General features: G+C 69.4%; 17 protein-coding genes and 1 pseudogene. 13 read left to right on the forward strand and 5 right to left on the reverse strand.

Annotation, left to right across the window (positions count from 1 at the left end; translation table 11 throughout):
- Nucleotides 1–9: 9 nt before the first annotated feature.
- From sufD to G4Z16_RS32775, 11 genes and pseudogenes are all read left to right on the forward strand, one after another.
- Nucleotides 10–1218 carry a Fe-S cluster assembly protein SufD gene (sufD, locus tag G4Z16_RS27075; protein WP_197353241.1) on the forward strand — a complete coding sequence of 403 codons (1209 nt, stop codon included), beginning with the start codon at nucleotides 10–12 and terminating at the stop codon, nucleotides 1216–1218.
- A complete protein-coding gene (locus G4Z16_RS27080) occupies nucleotides 1215–1553 on the forward strand; it encodes a non-heme iron oxygenase ferredoxin subunit (RefSeq protein ID WP_028435582.1) in 339 nt (112 codons plus the stop codon). The genes sufD and G4Z16_RS27080 overlap by 4 nt, the downstream gene beginning before the upstream one ends.
- A gap of 7 nt (nucleotides 1554–1560) precedes the next feature.
- Entirely contained in the window at nucleotides 1561–2325 is a 765-nt protein-coding gene (sufC, locus tag G4Z16_RS27085; RefSeq protein ID WP_197353242.1) for a Fe-S cluster assembly ATPase SufC, read from the forward strand.
- A 5-nt stretch (nucleotides 2326–2330) separates the two neighbouring features.
- Nucleotides 2331–3584, forward strand: a complete 1254-nt coding sequence (locus tag G4Z16_RS27090; protein ID WP_425508184.1) for a cysteine desulfurase — start codon at nucleotides 2331–2333, stop codon at nucleotides 3582–3584.
- 43 nt (nucleotides 3585–3627) lie between these two features.
- A complete protein-coding gene (gene sufU, locus G4Z16_RS27095; protein ID WP_028435579.1) occupies nucleotides 3628–4095 on the forward strand; it encodes a Fe-S cluster assembly sulfur transfer protein SufU in 468 nt (155 codons plus the stop codon).
- Nucleotides 4092–4421: a metal-sulfur cluster assembly factor gene (locus G4Z16_RS27100; protein ID WP_028435578.1), complete on the forward strand. Its 330-nt coding sequence runs from the start codon at nucleotides 4092–4094 to the stop codon at nucleotides 4419–4421. The genes sufU and G4Z16_RS27100 overlap by 4 nt, the downstream gene beginning before the upstream one ends.
- 75 nt (nucleotides 4422–4496) lie before the next feature.
- Entirely contained in the window at nucleotides 4497–4871 is a 375-nt protein-coding gene (locus G4Z16_RS27105; RefSeq protein ID WP_197353244.1) for a VOC family protein, read from the forward strand.
- Nucleotides 4872–4929: 58 nt separating this feature from the next.
- Entirely contained in the window at nucleotides 4930–5250 is a 321-nt protein-coding gene (locus tag G4Z16_RS27110; RefSeq protein WP_197353245.1) for a DMT family transporter, read from the forward strand.
- Nucleotides 5250–5849: a TetR/AcrR family transcriptional regulator gene (locus G4Z16_RS27115; protein ID WP_197353246.1), complete on the forward strand. Its 600-nt coding sequence runs from the start codon at nucleotides 5250–5252 to the stop codon at nucleotides 5847–5849. The genes G4Z16_RS27110 and G4Z16_RS27115 overlap by 1 nt, the downstream gene beginning before the upstream one ends.
- Nucleotides 5850–5925: 76 nt before the next feature.
- Nucleotides 5926–6933, forward strand: coding sequence for a 2,3,4,5-tetrahydropyridine-2,6-dicarboxylate N-succinyltransferase (dapD, locus tag G4Z16_RS27120; RefSeq protein WP_197353247.1), 1008 nt, complete (start codon nucleotides 5926–5928; stop codon nucleotides 6931–6933).
- A 206-nt stretch (nucleotides 6934–7139) separates the two neighbouring features.
- Nucleotides 7140–7274 (forward strand): annotated as a pseudogene (locus G4Z16_RS32775) (aminoglycoside phosphotransferase family protein); the annotation flags it as partial.
- Nucleotides 7275–7301: 27 nt separating this feature from the next.
- On the opposite strand, the gene G4Z16_RS27125 reads toward G4Z16_RS32775, so the two are convergent.
- Together G4Z16_RS27125 and G4Z16_RS27130 are read right to left on the reverse strand one after the other, a co-directional pair.
- Entirely contained in the window at nucleotides 7302–8483 is a 1182-nt protein-coding gene (locus G4Z16_RS27125) for a PP2C family protein-serine/threonine phosphatase (protein ID WP_246531093.1), read from the reverse strand.
- A 279-nt stretch (nucleotides 8484–8762) separates the two neighbouring features.
- Nucleotides 8763–9347, reverse strand: a complete 585-nt coding sequence (locus G4Z16_RS27130; RefSeq protein ID WP_246531094.1) for a hypothetical protein — start codon at nucleotides 9345–9347, stop codon at nucleotides 8763–8765.
- Between the two features lie 390 nt (nucleotides 9348–9737).
- Here G4Z16_RS27130 and G4Z16_RS27135 point away from each other — a divergent pair, with 390 nt between their 5' ends.
- The gene (locus tag G4Z16_RS27135; protein ID WP_197353249.1) at nucleotides 9738–10616 is read left to right on the forward strand and encodes an EI24 domain-containing protein; all 879 of its coding nucleotides are present in this window, start codon (nucleotides 9738–9740) and stop codon (nucleotides 10614–10616) included.
- Nucleotides 10617–10715: 99 nt separating this feature from the next.
- On the opposite strand, the gene G4Z16_RS27140 is transcribed toward G4Z16_RS27135, so the two are convergent.
- The gene (locus G4Z16_RS27140) at nucleotides 10716–12554 is read right to left on the reverse strand and encodes an endonuclease/exonuclease/phosphatase family protein (RefSeq protein WP_197353250.1); all 1839 of its coding nucleotides are present in this window, start codon (nucleotides 12552–12554) and stop codon (nucleotides 10716–10718) included.
- A 313-nt stretch (nucleotides 12555–12867) separates the two neighbouring features.
- Between G4Z16_RS27140 and G4Z16_RS27145 the strand changes: the two genes are divergently transcribed.
- Entirely contained in the window at nucleotides 12868–14439 is a 1572-nt protein-coding gene (locus G4Z16_RS27145) for a hypothetical protein (RefSeq protein ID WP_197353251.1), read from the forward strand.
- Nucleotides 14440–14499: 60 nt separating this feature from the next.
- On the opposite strand, the gene G4Z16_RS27150 is transcribed toward G4Z16_RS27145, so the two are convergent.
- Nucleotides 14500–16365, reverse strand: coding sequence for a caspase, EACC1-associated type (locus G4Z16_RS27150; protein ID WP_197353252.1), 1866 nt, complete (start codon nucleotides 16363–16365; stop codon nucleotides 14500–14502).
- On the reverse strand, nucleotides 16362–16766 hold the full coding sequence (locus G4Z16_RS27155) for an effector-associated constant component EACC1 (RefSeq protein ID WP_197353253.1): 405 nt from the start codon (nucleotides 16764–16766) through the stop codon (nucleotides 16362–16364). Before G4Z16_RS27155 ends, G4Z16_RS27150 begins: the two co-directional genes overlap by 4 nt.
- Between the last annotated feature and the right edge of the window lie 73 nt (nucleotides 16767–16839).

Raw genomic sequence — 16839 nt, forward strand, 5'->3', positions numbered from 1 at the left:
ACGAGCGCCATGGCTGAGGCTCAGAACTCCCCCAAGGACGTCGTCCAGGGGGGACCCCCGCCGGTCGGTTCGAACACCACCGGATCCATTGCGGTGGCAGCTGAGTCCACCGTCGCCACCCGGATGAGTGCACCGCCCTCCTTCGACGTGGCGGACTTCCCCGTGCCGCACGGCAGGGAGGAGGAGTGGCGCTTCACACCGATCGAGCGGCTCAGGGGGCTGCACGACGGTACGGCCGAGGCGTCGGGCTCGCTCAAGGTCGAGGTCGACGCGCCGGAAGGCGTGACGGTGGAGACCGTCGGACGCGACGACTCACGGGTCGGCCGGGCGGGGAAGCCGGTCGACCGGGTCGCCGCGCAGGCGTTCTCCTCCTTCGAGAAGGCCGCGGTCGTCACCGTGCCCAAGGAGGCCGTGCTGAAGGACCCGGTGCGGGTCTCCCTGCACGGTGAGGGCGGCGTCAGCTACGGGCACACGGTCTTCGAGGTCAAGGAGTTCGCCGAGGCGGTCATCGTCATCGACCACACCGGCGACGCGGTGCGGGCCGCCAACGTCGAGTTCGTCGTCGGCGACGGCGCCAAGCTGACCGTCGTCTCCGTGCAGGACTGGGACGATTCGGCGGTCCACTGCTCCCAGCACAACGCGCTGGTGGGCAGGGACGCCACCTTCAAGTCGGTCGTCGTCACCTTCGGCGGTGACGTCGTCCGCCTCCACCCCCGCGTCAACTACGCGGGCCCCGGCGGCGAGGCCGAGTTCTACGGCCTGTTCTTCACGGACAACGGCCAGCATCAGGAGCACCGCCTCTTCGTCGACCACGACAGGCCCAACTGCCGAAGCAACGTGGTCTACAAGGGCGCCCTGCAGGGTGCCGAGGCGCACGCGGTGTGGATCGGCGACGTGCTGATCCGCGCGGCAGCCACCGGCACCGACACCTACGAGCTGAACCGCAACCTCGTCCTGACGGACGGCGCGCGGGTCGACTCGGTGCCCAACCTCGAGATCGAGACCGGTGAGATCGTGGGGGCGGGCCACGCCTCGGCCACCGGCCGGTTCGACGACGAGCAGCTGTTCTACCTCCAGGCCCGGGGCATCCCGGAGCAGGAGGCGCGGCGGCTGGTCGTGCGGGGCTTCTTCGCCGAACTCGTCCAGCAGATCGGTCTGCCGGACGTGGAGAAGCGCCTCATCGAGAAGATCGAGGCGGAGCTGGAGGCGTCCGTATGAGCGGCGAAGGCTTCGTGCGCGTCGCGGCACTCGGCGAGCTGGAGGAGGACACCCCCAAGAGGGTGGAACTCGAAGGCGTGCCGGTCGCCCTCGTCCACACGGAGGGAGAGGTGTTCGCGGTCAACGACATCTGCTCGCACGCGAACGTCTCACTGTCCGAGGGCGAGGTCGAGGACTGCCAGATCGAGTGCTGGCTGCACGGCTCCAGTTTCGACCTGCGTACGGGCAAGCCCTCCGGCCTGCCCGCGACCCGGCCCATCCCCGTATACCCCGTACGAATCGAAGGCGACGGCCCCGATGCGGCCGTGCTCGTCTCCGTCACACAGGAGTCCTGAAGTCCCCATGGCAACGCTTGAGATCAACGACCTGCACGTCTCCGTCGACACCGAGAACGGTCCGAACGAGATCCTGCGCGGAGTCGACCTGACTGTGAAGCAGGGCGAGACGCACGCGATCATGGGGCCGAACGGTTCCGGCAAGTCCACGCTCGCCTACTCCCTCGCGGGTCACCCCAAGTACGCGATCACCGGCGGCTCGGTGAAGCTGGACGGCGAGGACGTCCTCGAGATGACCCCGGACGAGCGCGCCCGCGCCGGCGTCTTCCTCGCCATGCAATACCCGGTCGAGGTGCCCGGTGTCTCCGTCTCCAACTTCCTGCGCACGTCGGCCACGGCGCTGCGCGGCGAGGCCCCCAAGCTGAGGCTTTGGGTGAAGGAGGTCAAGGAGGCCATGGAGCGCCTCCAGATCGACCCGTCCTTCGCCGAGAGGAACGTCAACGAGGGCTTCTCCGGCGGTGAGAAGAAGCGGCACGAGATCCTCCAGCTGGAGCTCCTCAAGCCGAAGATCGCGATCCTCGACGAGACCGACTCCGGCCTCGACGTGGACGCGCTGCGGGTGGTCTCCGAAGGCGTCAACCGCGTCCGTGAGAACGGCGAGGTCGGCACCATGCTGATCACCCACTACACGCGCATCCTGCGCTACATCAAGCCCGACCACGTGCACGTCTTCGCCAAGGGCCGGATCGCCGAGTCCGGCGGTCCGGAGCTGGCCGACAAGCTGGAGGAAGAGGGCTACGAGGCATACGTGAAGGGGGGCGCCGCTTCGTGAGCAAGCTGACGCTTCCGGGTCTGCTCGACACCGAGGCGATCCGCAAGGACTTCCCGATCCTGGACCGCACGGTCCACGGCGGGCAGAAGCTCGTGTACCTGGACAACGCGGCGACCTCGCAGAAGCCGCGCCAGGTGCTGGACGCGATGAGCGACTACAACGAGCGGCACAACGCCAACGTCCACCGCGGCGTCCACGTCCTGGCCGAGGAGGCGACGGCGCTGTACGAGGGTGCGCGCGACAAGGTCGCGGCGTTCATCAACGCGCCCAGCCGTGACGAGGTCGTCTTCACCAAGAACGCCTCGGAGTCGCTCAACCTCGTGGCCAACATGCTGGGCTGGGCGGACGAGCCCTACCGGGTGGAGCACGACACCGAGATCGTCATCACGGAGATGGAACACCACTCCAACATCGTTCCCTGGCAGCTGCTTTCGCAGCGCACGGGCGCGAAGCTGAAGTGGTTCGGTCTCACCGACGACGGCCGGCTGGACCTGTCCGCGATCGACGAGGTCATCACCGAGAAGACCAAGGTCGTCTCCTTCACCCTCGTCTCCAACATCATGGGCACCATCAACCCGGTCGAGGCCATCGTCCGGCGTGCCCAGCAGGTCGGCGCCCTCGTCGTCGTGGACGCCTCGCAGGCGGCTCCGCACATGGTGCTGGACGTGCAGGCGATCCAGGCCGACTTCGTCGCCTTCACCGGGCACAAGATGTGCGGTCCGACGGGCATCGGCGTGCTGTGGGGACGGCAGGAGCTGCTGGACGACCTGCCTCCCTTCCTCGGCGGCGGCGAGATGATCGAGACGGTCACGATGCACTCGTCGACCTACGCGCCCGCCCCGCACAAGTTCGAGGCGGGGACGCCTCCGATCGCTCAGGCGGTCGGTCTCGGCGCCGCGGTCGACTACCTCTCGTCCATCGGCATGGACCGCATCCAGGAGCACGAGCACGCGCTGACCGCGTACGCCGTGGACAGGCTGAGCCAGATCCCCGATCTGCGCTTCATCGGTCCCACGACGGCGGAGGACCGGGGCGCGGCGATCTCCTTCACCCTCGGGGACATCCACCCGCACGACGTGGGCCAGGTCCTCGACGAGCAGGGCATCGCCGTCCGCGTCGGACACCACTGCGCACGGCCCGTCTGTCTGCGGTACGGAATTCCTGCGACCACGCGGGCGTCGTTCTATCTGTACTCCATGCCGGCCGAGGTGGATGCCTTGGCCGAGGGCGTGGAACACGTACGGAACTTCTTCGCCTAGGACGACGGCGCGGCCGCAGAGGACTGGACGGACGGACTGACTCGTGAAGCTGGACTCCATGTACCAGGAAGTGATCCTGGACCACTACAAGAACCCCCACGGCAAGGGCCTGCGGGAGGGCGACGCGGAGGTGCACCACGTCAACCCCACGTGCGGTGACGAGATCACCCTGCGTGTGCGCTACGACGGGGAGACGATCCGCGACGTCAGCTACGAGGGCCAGGGCTGCTCCATCAGCCAGGCCAGCGCCTCCGTGCTCAACGAGCTGCTGGTCGGCAAGGAGCTCGGCCAGGCGCGGACCATCCAGGAGACCTTTCTGGAGCTGATGCAGTCCAGGGGACAGGTCGAGCCTGACGACGCCATGGAGGACGTGCTGGAGGACGCCGTCGCTTTCGCCGGGGTCTCGAAGTACCCGGCGCGCGTCAAGTGTGCTCTGCTGAGCTGGATGGCATGGAAGGACGCCACCGCCCAGGCGCTGGGCGAGGACTCGGTAAAGGAGAAGACCGCATGACCGAGACCACCGCGAAGCCCGCGAGCGAGGACGAGGTCCGTGAGGCTCTGCTCGACGTGGTCGACCCGGAGCTGGGCATCGACGTCGTCAACCTGGGCCTGATCTACGGGGTCCACATCGACGACTCGAACATCGCCACGATCGACATGACGCTCACCTCGGCGGCCTGTCCGCTCACGGACGTCATCGAGGACCAGGCGAAGTCCGCGACCGAAGGCATCGTGGACGAGCTGAAGATCAACTGGGTCTGGATGCCCCCGTGGGGCCCGGACAAGATCACCGACGACGGCCGCGAGCAGCTGCGGGCACTCGGCTTCAACGTCTGAGCGCGGCTCACGCCGCCACCGTCACCGGCACGCAATTCGTGTGCGTCACGGCCATGCCGCCAGGATCCTGGTGGCATGGCCGTTTCTTTGCACCACATCATCGTCGATGCCCACGACCTGCCGAACCTGGCCCGGTTCTGGTGCCGCGTACTGGACTGGCAGGTGCTCTCCGAGAAGGAGCGCGAGGTCATCATCGGCACGGCTCCGTCGGCGCCCACGGGCATCTGCTTCATGCCGGTGACGGAGGAGAAGACCGTCAAGAACCGGCTGCACCTCGACCTCGCCCCCGACGACCAGGCGGCAGAGGTCGAGCGCCTCATCGGGCTCGGCGCCCGCCCCGTCGACGTCGGGCAGGGCGATCAGAGGTCGTGGGTGGTGCTGGCCGACCCCGAGGGCAACGAGTTCTGCGTGCTGCGGCCGCGCAAGAACCTGGTGGAATTCGTGGACTGAGTAACTCGCGGGGAATTGTCGTGTACGAGCGTACACATCGTTGTGTACGCTCGTACGCATGGTCTATCTGACGCTCGGTGGAGCGATCCTGGCCGAGGTCCTGGGCACGACTGCGATGAAGTACAGCGACGGCTTCAGCAAGCTGTGGCCCTCGGTGCTCACCGCCCTCGGCTACCTCGTGGCCTTCGCGCTCCTCGCACAGACGCTGAAGTCGATGGCTGTCGGCACCGCCTACGCGATCTGGGCCGGTGCCGGCACCGCCGCCATCGCCGCGATCGGCATCGTCTTCATCGGCGAGTCCGTCACGGCGGCGAAGATCATCGGGATCGTGCTCGTCATCGCGGGAGTGGTGGTGCTCAACCTCGGGGGGATCCACTGATGGCACGCCGGTACGATCCCGAGCGGCGCGAGCGCATCATCGACGCCGCCATCCGGATCGTCGAGATGAAGGGCATCGGGGCGCTCAGTCACCGCACCGTGGCCGCCGAGGCCGGTGTGCCGCTCGGGTCGACCACGTACCACTTCGCCGGTCTCGACGACCTGCTGGTCGCCTCCCTCCAGCAGGTCTGCAGCGGGCCTCGCAGCGGCATGAAGGACTGGGAGGGGGCGCTGTCGGCCGTGGCGCCGTCCGTCGGTCACGGCGTGAGGGAGGGGACAGCGGAGCCGGGGAAGGGCCGGGCCCTCGCCGATGTGCTCACGGGACTGCTGGAGGAGTACGCGCGTGGGGCCAGCGGGCGTATCCGCCTCGAGTACGAGCTCTATCTCGCGGCGCTGCGGCGCCCGGCTCTCCAGCCCGTGGCCGCCGCATGGCTGGACGAGATGGTCGAGGTCATCGGCAGGCACACCGCCGAGGTGGCCACGGCCCGTGCCCTGGTCGCCCTGATCGACGGCCTGCTGCTGCAACTTCTGCTGACCGACAGGCCGTTCGACCGGGAGGCCGTCCGGTCGGCGCTCGCGCGCGTCACCGGCGAGACCTGAGGCGTCCGCGGGGTGTGTCTTCCGTGGGCTGAGACCGGTTGGCCCTGCCCGTGCGCGGGCCGATAACGTGCCCGGCATGACGCAAGCAGCCAGCACAGCCCGCACGACCGGCGCCGTCGGCGTCGGGCTCGCCACGATCTCCCGCGGAAGCGACGGCGAAGAGACCGTCCTCGACACCTGGTTCCCCGCCCCCGAGCTCGTCCAGGAGCCCGACGGGCCCGCCGGTAGCGAGCGCCTGAGCCCTGAGCGCGTCGCCGAGGCCCTGGGCGGGTCGGCGCCGAAGGCGCTCGGCGCCGACCCGGTGCGCGGTGTCGAGATCGTGGCCGTGCGTACGGTCATCGGTTCGCTCGACGACAAGCCGGCCGACACCCACGACGTGTATCTGCGGCTGCATCTGCTCAGCCACCGCCTCGTGCGCCCGCACGGGCTGAACCTGGAGGGCCAGTTCGGGCTGCTCGCCAACGTCGCCTGGACGAACCTCGGCCCCGTCGCAGTCGACCGGCTGGAGCAGGTGCGGCTGGCGGCACGGGCCGACGGCAAGCATCTGAGCGTCACCAGCGTCGACAAGTTCCCGCGCATGACGGACTACGTGGCGCCGAAGGGTGTGCGCATCGCCGACGCCGACCGTGCCCGGCTGGGGGCGCACCTGGCCGAGGGCACGACGGTCATGCACGAGGGCTTCATCAACTTCAACGCGGGCACCCTCGGAACGTCCATGGTGGAGGGCCGCATCAGCGCCGGCGTCGTCGTCGGCGACGGCTCCGACATCGGCGGCGGCGCCTCGATCATGGGCACGCTCTCGGGCGGCGGCAAGCAGACGATCTCCATCGGCGAGCGCTGCCTGCTCGGCGCCGAGGCCGGTATCGGCATCTCACTCGGTGACGACTGCATCGTCGAGGCCGGGCTGTACGTCACGGCCGGTACGCGGGTGTCCCTGCCCGACGGGAAGATCGTGAAGGCGCTGGAGCTCTCCGGCGCCGACAACCTGCTCTTCCGCCGCAACTCGACGACCGGAAGGGTCGAGGTCATCCAGCGCAGCGGATCGTGGGGCGGCCTGAACGAGGCGCTGCACAGCCACAATTGACCGCGAACGGCCCTCATTCGTGGGGCGGTTGGCGATCATTGCCGTGACCTGCGGTTGAGTCACGGACAGTTGTCGGCGTGGGTCACGGGTGAGTGCCCTCCCGGGGCCCAGGGCCGGGTCAGGGAGCGCGAGCGGGCAACTCGGCCCCCGATCAGGGAAGTTGGTCGGGGGCCGTTGTCGTGGGTGCTGCCCGTGCAAGCTGTGCCGGCGATCTCGCCGACGCGTGCGTCGGATGGTTGCAGCGGGGCGATGCGCTGGTCGAGAGGGCCCACCGAGGAAGGACTGACCACCTGGCCCGGGTCCCGCGCCGGGGCCGGAAGTGGGGCACGGCGACGGTGCAGACGCAACCGCCGTCGTCGGTGCACGCGTCAGTGCGCTCCCGGTCTTCGCTGCACCTGCACCGCCATCAGCGCCATGTCGTCCGCCGCCGCGTCGCCCGTATGCGCCTGTACGTCCACGAGCAACGCGTCGAGGAGCATCTCCGGGTCGTCGAAGGCGCGCTCCGCGAGTGCCTTGTCCGGCTCGAAGAACTCACCGTCACTGTCCCGCGCCTCGGACAGGCCGTCCGTGTAGAGGAGCAGTTGCGTGCCCCACGGGAAGGGGACCTCGTCGGCGCGTTCCGGTCCATCGCCCAGCTCGGACATCCCAAGGGGCAGGGCGGCCTCGCTCGGGTCGATGAAGCGGGTGCGACCGTCGGCGAGCAGCAGTGGCGGAGGGTGGCCGCGATTGACGATGCGCAGCGTCTCGGGACGTCCGGTCGGAAGCTCGGCGAGCGCGGCCGTGGTGAAACCCTCGTCGTACTCGCGGCTGTGCTTCTGCTGGGCCTCGCGGTGCAGGGCGTGCTCCAGGCGTGCGGCTACGGCTGCGAGGTCCGCCTCCTGCTCCGCGGCTTCCCGGAAGGCGCCGATCATGACCACCATCGCCTCGACCGCGTCCATGCCCGCGCCGCGCACGTCCCCGACGATGAGCCGCACACCGTACGGGGTCTCCTGCACGGCATACAGGTCGCCGCCGATGCGTGCGTCGACCTGCGCTGCCCGGTAGCGCGCAGCGACCTGGAAACCGCCGAGCCGTGAGGGCGGCACCGGCAGCACCGCGAGCTGGGCGGCCTCGGCGATGGTCCACGCGGAGGATGCGGCGGCACCGCGGCGGCGCAGGAGCCGGCTGATGACGACCGCGAGAAGAGCTACGACGGCGGTCGAAGACGTCTCGGCGAGGTCCATCTCTCCGGTGGACATCTCATCGAGTACGCGCATGAGTGCGACGGCCCCGACCGAGAACATGCCGACGAGCGCGGTGCCGATGGTCGTGAAGAAGGGAGCAGCCACGAGCGGCGCCGCACAGAAGAGGGCGGAGCCGGTCAGCGTGGGAGCGGTGACCAGGTCCAGAGAGACGGCGATCAGGACCATCACAATGGGTAGCGGGTAGATGACGAGGCGCACCAGCGACGGGACTGCGAAGCGATCCCGGCGCGTGATCCGCCCACCCCACCGGTCCGTCTGCCGCTCTTCCCCGCGCCGCAGCTCCCCGTGCCTGGTCTGGTCCTCCACCCTCCCAATGTGACCGGGGTCCGGGGGGACGGCCAGTCGAGCGGTGGTACAGGGGGCGGCGGGCCCGGTGATCGGGACGCGCGCCGGAGGCGGGGCGGTCGGCCCGGAGCGGTGAAGGCGTGCGTGAGCATCCGCGCACATGGAGCCCTTCCATTGCACGCTCCCTGCTGTTGTGGCAAAGGCCGAAGCCTCGTTTACCACAGCAGGGCCGCACCGCCGATCGCGGCAAGAAGCACGCCATTCGCAGGAAGGGCGGCCCTGTTCGTGGACGTTGCGTCGCTACGGCGCGGTCCGCGTAGTGAGGCACCTCGCCACCGCCTGACGCAGGCCGGCGAAGTCCGTGCGCTCCGGCTCGAGACCCAGCAGCCGGGTCAAGGTGATGGTCTTCTGCTCGGGACACGCCTTGTCGAGGACCTCAGTGGCAAGCACGTAGAAGTCCCACTGGTCGATGTTCAGCGGATCCAAGCTCTGCTTGTGCTGGTGTTGCAGCAGACAGAAGACGTACGCGTCCGACCGGCGTGACCGTTCTGCCAAGTACTCGCCCGTCTGCTGGTTCCAGCCGAAGGTCGCACCTATCGAGAACGAGATGCTCGACTTCTTGGACTGGGCCCAGGACTGCAGGTAGGCGGAGGACTTCACCTCGACGCGCCAGCCTTCCCGGGTACGGATGTCGACCGAATCCCACTCCATGCGCGTACCAGAGGCGGCTCCCAGCGCCAGCGCGACGATGTACTCGGCCAGAACCCCCCGCATCGTGTTGTTGGCGAGGTCCGAACACGACCACCGCCAGAAGTCCAGGAGCACACCCTGGACTTCGCCGTCCGCCTCGAGTGGTTCCTCACCGCTGCGTCGAGTGATCGGCAATGGACCGAGGTCCGCACTCACAATGCCCCCAGTGACTCGGCTGGAGCGCCACAGGCGGTCGGCCCGGCGGCAGGCTCCGCGCTTCTGCTGCCCACCACCGTAGTGGGGACCGCTCCTGGGACCGCCCGGTTCAGTGGACGGTGGCCACGCGATCATGTTCCGGATCCTGCCAGGATCCGGTCCCCACGTGCGCCGTCACGAGCGATGTCGAGCGGTCTCCAGGCCGCCCTCGAACTGGGCGCGCTCGTGACTTGCCACGCCTTCGGGACGGCAGCGCCGCAACTGATCGACGGCCGCAACTGATCGACGGCCGCCTCGGGTTCGCCCCCGCCTCGCTCCATACCCGCCCGCAGGGCGGCTCCCTCGCCCGTAGGCCATAGGCTTACGGGCATGCGAGATCTCGCCGCGGGGATGCGGTACTTGGGGCGTGGGCAGCGTTGGGTGTTCGGCCACGGACGGTGGTTCGGCTTCGGCCTGCTGCCCGCGCTGGTGACTCTGGTGCTCTACGCCGCCGCACTCACCGCGCTGGCGTACTTCGCCGACGACGTCGCCGCCTGGGCCACGCCGTTCGCGGACGACTGGGACGAGCTGTGGCGGGACTCCCTGCGCGGACTCTTCGCGGTGCTGCTCTGGCTCGGAGGGCTGCTGATCTCGGTCCTCACCTTCACGGCCGTCACCCTCGTGCTCGGCGACCCGTTCTACGAGAAGCTCTCGGAGCAGGTCGAGGAGTCGGAGGGCGGCGCGCCCGCGACCCCGGACCGTCCTCTGTGGCAGGAGGTGTGGATCTCGATGCGTGACAGCCTCTACGTGCTGTGGCGCATGCTGATCTTCACCGTGCCGCTCTTCTTCCTGGGCTTCCTGCCGGTCGTCGGACAGACCGTGATCCCCGCGATCGGATTCGCCGTCTCCGGGTTCTTCCTCACCGTCGAGCTGGTCTCCGTGGCCATGCAGCGGCGTGGGATCCCCGTACGCGAGCGGCTGCGCATCCTGCGTACCCGCAGGGGCCTGGCGCTGGGCTTCGGCGTCCCGCTGGTGCTGGCGTTCCTGGTTCCGCTGGTCGCGGTCGTGCTGATGCCGGGCGCGGTCGCGGGCGCGGCGCTTCTCGTACGGGACCTCATGGGCGGGGACGAGCAGCAGCCGGACCGCGACGGCCGGGACGGGGACGACGCTCTCCGGCCCGGCGGCGCACCGCACTTCGGGCCCGGCATCGGTGCTCCGAAGGGCTCCGCCCCGTCAGAGCCGTGGGGCCACGGGACAGGCCCCCGGTAGTCCCGGCAGACACAGCAGCCGGCGGGCACCCACCCTCAAGGGCGCCCGCCGGCGGGCCGGTGGCCGTGCGGCCGGTGCGTGTGCCGGCCGGGGACCGTTCTACGGCTTGATACGGATCACGGACGGGTCGTGGTCGCTGGCCTGGTCGTGGAACTCGGCGTTGATGTGCACGATGTCGTACTTGACGCGTCCCGTGCCCGGGCTGGTGACCGCGTGGTCGAGCACCTGCGAGTTGCCGTTGAAGACGTAGCCGTAGCGCTCGCCCGCGGGCAGTTCGTCCATGGGGCTGGTGAAGACGCCGCCCTTGCGCATGGCGTCCAGGCTGGGGGAGAACGGGAAGTCGTTGAAGTCGCCCAGCGCGATGACCGACGCCTTCTTGTCGATGGACTCGACCTTCCCGGCAAAGGAGTTGACCAGCTTCGCCTGCGCGGTGCGCTGCTTCTCGGACTCGCGCACGGGGGGTTGGTTGCGGCCCTCCATCGGCTGGTCGCCGCCCTTGGAGCTGAAGTGGTTGGCGACGACGAAGACTTGGCGGCCCTTGAAGGTGAACTCACCGGCCAGCGGCTTGCGGCTCTCCTTCCACGCCTCTTCCTCCGGAGCGATGCGGCCAGGGTTCGCCGACAGCTTCGGGGAGCCGCCGTCGTCCGTCACCTTCACCGGTGTGGTCGCGTCGCCGCCCTTGCGGTCGGCGAACTCGACACGGTCGGGGTTGAAGAGGAACGCGACGCGAATGTTGCCGCCGGGCTGTCCGCCGTCGGCGTTGTTCTCCGGGTCGATGGAGCGTGACTCGTAGGAGGGGCCGCCTGCCTTCGTGATGGCGGCGGTCAGCTTCTCCATGGTCTTGTCGGCGGCGACCGTGCCGTCGTCCTTCGGGCCCGAGTTGTCCTGCACCTCTTCCAGTGCGACGACGTCGGGGGAGGCGAGGTTGTCGACCAGCGCCTCGGCGAGGCGGTCGAACTTCGCGGGCTCGCTCTCGGGGGAGAGGTTCTCCACGTTGTAGGTGGCGACGGACAGTTCGTCCTTGCCCGCCTTGCGTGTCTTCTCCCGCTTGAGCTTGTTGTCCTTCAACTCGCCCATGCTCGTGGCCCGTATGCCGTAGCCGCCGAAGTTGTCGTAGTCGACGGGCCCGGCGGTGGCACCGCTCAGAGCGTCGCCGACGTTGGCCTTCGGGAAGGGGTTCTCCTCGCGCGGCAGCAGCGAACTGACCTTCATGCGGGCGCCGTTCTGCTGGTCGTAGTCGCCGTAGAGCGTGCCGCCGCGCGGTGTCGGGTGCTCGTCGGGGTCGGCCGTGACCCACAGCTCGCCGAACTCGGTGGTGGGTCCGGTGACCGGGGCGTCCTTGATGCCGGCGCGCATGCCTTCGAGGGACTCGTAGAGATCCAGGGCGTACTTGCGGGGCTGGAGCTTCAGGGACTCGACGTTCCCGTCGTCGCCCTTGCCGTCGGGCACGTACGCATCGGGGACGCTGCGGGCGGTCAGGGCGAAGGCCTTGGGCAGCTTCTTCTTCGCCTTGGCGGCGGCCTCCCACTTCGCGCCCGTCAGCTGTGTGACGGACTGGCCGCCTGCTTCCTCACCGCCCGGGTAGAACTCGCTCACCTTCCCGGATATCCGTATGGAGTCCCCGGCCTTCACGTCGGGCGTCTCCTCGCCGGTGAAGACGAATATGCCCTCACTGGTGGCGGGATCGTCGTCCGGCTTCGGGTCCTGCAGCCAGAATCCACGTGCCTTGCCGAAGCCGCGCACCGCCGTGACGACTCCCGGTACGTCCGAGACCTCCTTGCCGGCAAAGGGCGAGATCCGGGTGTTGCCCTGGATGTCGTGGAGGCGTGGCTCCTCGGCCGTGTTGCCGGACGCGGTGACGGCGGTGACGACGAGCAGTGCGGAACCGCAGACCGCAGCGGCGGTGAGTGCGGAGGTTCTGGCGAGACGGGACGACAACGGTGCCTCCGGAGGGGGGTGGCGGACGACGAACTGTCCGGTTCCGGGCGTTCATTACGGGCCGGTAATCTCTACGCGCGTAAAAGTCTGTCGTGCTCATCTCACTTGTCAAGCGGATGCAGGACGATTGAGTACAGCGCCACACAACTCAGCGCCGCCGTCCGCCCGATGGCACACAGGGTCGTCGCGGTGTGACCCAGAGACGCCGCGGATGACGGGCGCGCGATTCGGGCAGCCCGGGACACATCCCGTCTACGCTGGGGGTCGCATCCTTTCCGCAGCATGCAGCACCCCGTAGGAGATGAACGCGCTGATGTCCGGTGAAACGACCGGGGGCGACCGTCCCGCCATGCCGCCCGTGCGGCTGTCCTCCGAAGCCGAACTCGCGCGGGACGCACTGGCCGCACCGCTCTTCTCCTGGGCCGCACGGCTCGCGACATGGGCCGGTGAATCGGGCAGCGCCACGGCGGGTGCGGACGGACCCGGAGTGCCCGTCGGCGCCGGAGGGGAGCTGCTCGCGCCCCAGTTGAAGGAGGCGGTCGCCCTTCTCGGCCTCTCCGACGACGAGGACGGCGAGATGCACACGGCTCAGGCCTGGCAACTCGCCGTCGACACGGGCCTGCTGGAGGTCGAGGAGGACGGCGACGCGTCCGGGGAGGAAGGCGGCGGCACACGCGCCGTCCTCACCGAGGAACCCGTTGGCACCGCACGTCCCGGTGAGGAACTGGCCCAACTCCGGGGCGAGGGCAGCCCGGAGGACGTGCTGGAGATCTGGCAGGGCGGCCTGGAGAGCGTGCTCGCCGACGCGGCGACCCCGAGCTTCGAGGACTTGGTCGGCGGTCTCGAGGACGTCACCGGCGAGGACGGGCAGATCGATCCGGAGGCCATCGACCTCGACTCGCTCGACTGGAACCCGGAGAAGGAAGCCGAGTTCCTCGACGGCGCACTGGGCAACCTCTACGTCCTGACCGCCGGCGACCAGGCCGTCTCCGCCGGTGCGATGGTGCCGCTGCCGGTGCTCGCGGCGTCGATGATCGTCCCGGACGACATGGACGAACCGACGGACGCCGTCCTCGAAGAGGTCTCGGCGGCGATGATGAAGCTCGACGAGCAGTTCCGGATGCTCGCTCCCGCCGGGCTCGTCGAATACCAGCCCGTCGACGAGGCGTTGACGGAGGAGAGCGACGAGGACGCCGAACTGCCGGAGAACCTCGACGAGGAGGACGTCTCCCGCTACGGCATGGTGCGGCTGACCCCGCTGGGAGTACACGGTGTGCGGGTGCGCCTGCGGGAAGCGGGCGTCGAGGCACCGGCAGTGGGAGACCTCGCGGGCGCGGGCGCGGAGAAGCTGCTGAGCGCACTGCCGGTGTACACCGAGGAGAACGCCCAGGCCGAGATCGAGTCCTGGCTCGCCGCCCGTACGCCGCTGGAGTCCGCCAGGGAGCTTCTCGCGGCGGCACGCGGCACCGACGAGGACGCCCCCTCCCGCCGACTCGCGTGCCAGCAGGCCCTTTCCCTCATCGGCACCGAGGCCGAGCCGGCGCTGCGCGATGTGCTGGAGGACCGGCAGCTGGGCGGGCTGGCGCGGGTGTGGCTCGTCGAGCACGGGGCGCAGGACGTTCCGCAGCCCGACGAGGAGATGGTCTTCTGGCTGACCGTCGACACCATCGCCGCACAGCTGGCGACGGCGGGCGAGGCCACCGAACTCCAGGGCCTCGTACAGGGGTTGGTCGACCAGCACGCCGGGTTCTTCGACAAAGCGTGGAAGGTCGACCACCCGGCCACAGCCGACGTCCTGGAGGCCATGGGCCGCGTCCACCCCGACAAGCAGGCGGCCAAGGAGGCCCGCAAGGCGGCCTTCAAGGCGCGCAGCCGGCTGGGCTGAGCGGGGCCGCCGTCCGACCGGGCCCCGCGCGGCCGGACGGTGGTGCGTCGGTGCGGGGGCTCAGGGCGCGGCGACGGCGAGCGCGTAGAACCTCGTCACCTGCTTCGGGCTCGCGTTGTCGTCGGAGACGAGGTACAACACCCGCCGTCCCTTGTGTTCCCCCTTCGTCAGCACGGGCCCGAGCGCCGCGCCCTCCACGTTGTCCAGCAGCGGGTTGGACTGCTTCTGCGGCGCATCGGCTCCGGATGCGGGGCAGTCGGCGAGGTCGAACAGCGGCCTCTTGGCGGCGAAGACGTCCGAGGGGGCCTTCGCCAGAGAGGTCTCCCGGGAGACATCGGGCAGGTCGCGCAGCGAGATCCGGTGCATCCGCACGGCGTTCCCCTGCCCCTCGGCGTAGCCGCGCTCCAGGGCGAGCAGGTCGCCGTCCTCGCCGGTCGCCACGAGGTCCGCGAGGCGCAGCCCGGAACCCGTCTCGTAGGCGAACTGCCGGTCGGGGACGTAGTCCCCGCCCGGCGTGCCCTTGTAGCGCAGGATGCGCACCGGTGACCGGCCCTGCCGGCTGCCGTCGCCGCTGAGCGGGGATTCGAGCCCCACGTAGAGGAATTGGCCGTCGGGGCTCAGGGCCATCGCTTCGAAGCTCTCGCTGTGCTGCCCGTCTCCCTGCGGGGCGATGCCGAACCGCTCCGGCACCGGGAATCCGGTCAGCAGCTTGCCGGTCCTGACGTCGAAGCGGCTGACGCTGGGGCCGGCCTCCGAGGCCACCAGCACGGTGCGCCCGCCCCTCTCGAGAGCCACGGCCTCGCCGTCGAAGTCCTCGCCGCTGTACTCCGAGCCGTCCTTGCGGCGAAGGTCCGTCCTGCCGTCGATCTCTACCTCCGCCTTGTCCTGGGAGCTCAGTGAAAGCCTGTAGAGGGAGGGAGTGGCGGTGTCCGAGAGAGACAGCAGCCGGGACGGGCCGTCCATCGTGAGCGAGGAGAGTCCGGCGAGGCGCCGTCCCTTGTAGCGGACCTTGTCCAGCTGGTCGGAGTGGCCGATCAGGGACGCGTGCTGCGAGCACCTGCCGGAGCGCTGATCGTCTCCCGCCAATTTCCAGGTGACGGGGACGGCGACTGCGGCCAGAACGACACCCACCGCGGCCGCCACGAAACACCCACGCCTGGGCCGGGGCGGGGGCGGGGGCAGCGCAGAGGGATCTTTCGCCCTGTTCCGTACGAAGGGCAGCCTGCCGATCTGACCCCGGTCCTGTTCCTGCGGCTCCGGCCTGCCCTTGGCGCGCAGGGAATGCCGGACCTGGCCGTAGATCGTGTCGAGAGTCAGGAACTCCCCGCCGTCAGGGACGCCTTCACTCAAGGCCCTGGTGAGCTCACCGGTGAAGGCCGTGCACTCCTCGCCCTTGGGGGAGAGAGCCTGGACGTTCTCGGATACGGAGGTCAGCAGGTAGCTGCCGTTGATGCTGGCGGCCGCCGGCAGCTCGGTGGCGGGATCGGACATCGTCTCCAGCGCCAGCCCGCTGTAGCAGCAGTCCAGGATCACGATTCGCCGCTGGGCGCTGCTGTGCTTGAGGATCGCCCCGCGCAGCCAGTCGTACGGGACAGCGGTGAACGGGTCACCGTCGCTGCTGTCGGGGAGCGTGAGGAAGAATGCGCCCTTGTCGTCCATGAAGCCGTGCCCGGCGTAATAGACGATCAGCGTGTCGCGAGCCTGCCGTGCCGCCTCGACCACCGGATCCCGCAGGGCCTTCGGATACGTGGGATCGGGCACCACCAGGCACCGCTCCTCGGGCAGGCCGAAGATCTCGGGATCGGTCAGCGTGGCCTTGAGCCTGTCGCGGTTGTTGGCGACGGCGGGCAGCCGCTTCAGCTCCGTGTATCCGGCCACACCGATGATCACGGCCGCGGAACGCTCCGGCTCGGGCAGCGAGTTCACCGGCCCCCATCCCCGTCACCCTCGTCGTCGCCGGTCTCCGCTGCGTCGTCCGCATCGCGCAGGCGCTCCAGTGCCTCCAGCACGGTACTGACGTCTTCCAGGTCGGCGCTGCCGAGCCGGATCTCCACGTCGCCGCGGGTGATCGTCATCGCCGGGCGGGTCCCGTTCGCCTTGCGCCACGAGACGATCGCGACCGCGAGGGACGCCAGCTGCAAGCTCGAATCGAGAATCAGCTGCAACACCTCCAACCCCGCGCCCATCGCCTCCGGGTCGGGCGGGGCGGGAAGCACGGAGACCTCGGAAGTGGTCCGCAGGTCGCGGTCACGGCGCAGCCAGTCGCGCAACTGCCCGAGGTGGCGGGAACCATCCGGAGCGTCGGGCAGCGAGAACTGAATGTCCATCCTTGTTAACCCCCTGTGAGGCACAGAGTGCCCGGGATGCGCCTGAGAGGCAACTCCGCACCGCTGACGGGGA

The sequence above is a fragment of the Streptomyces bathyalis genome (assembly GCF_015910445.1).
GTDB classification, from domain to species: Bacteria; Actinomycetota; Actinomycetes; order Streptomycetales; family Streptomycetaceae; genus Streptomyces; species Streptomyces bathyalis.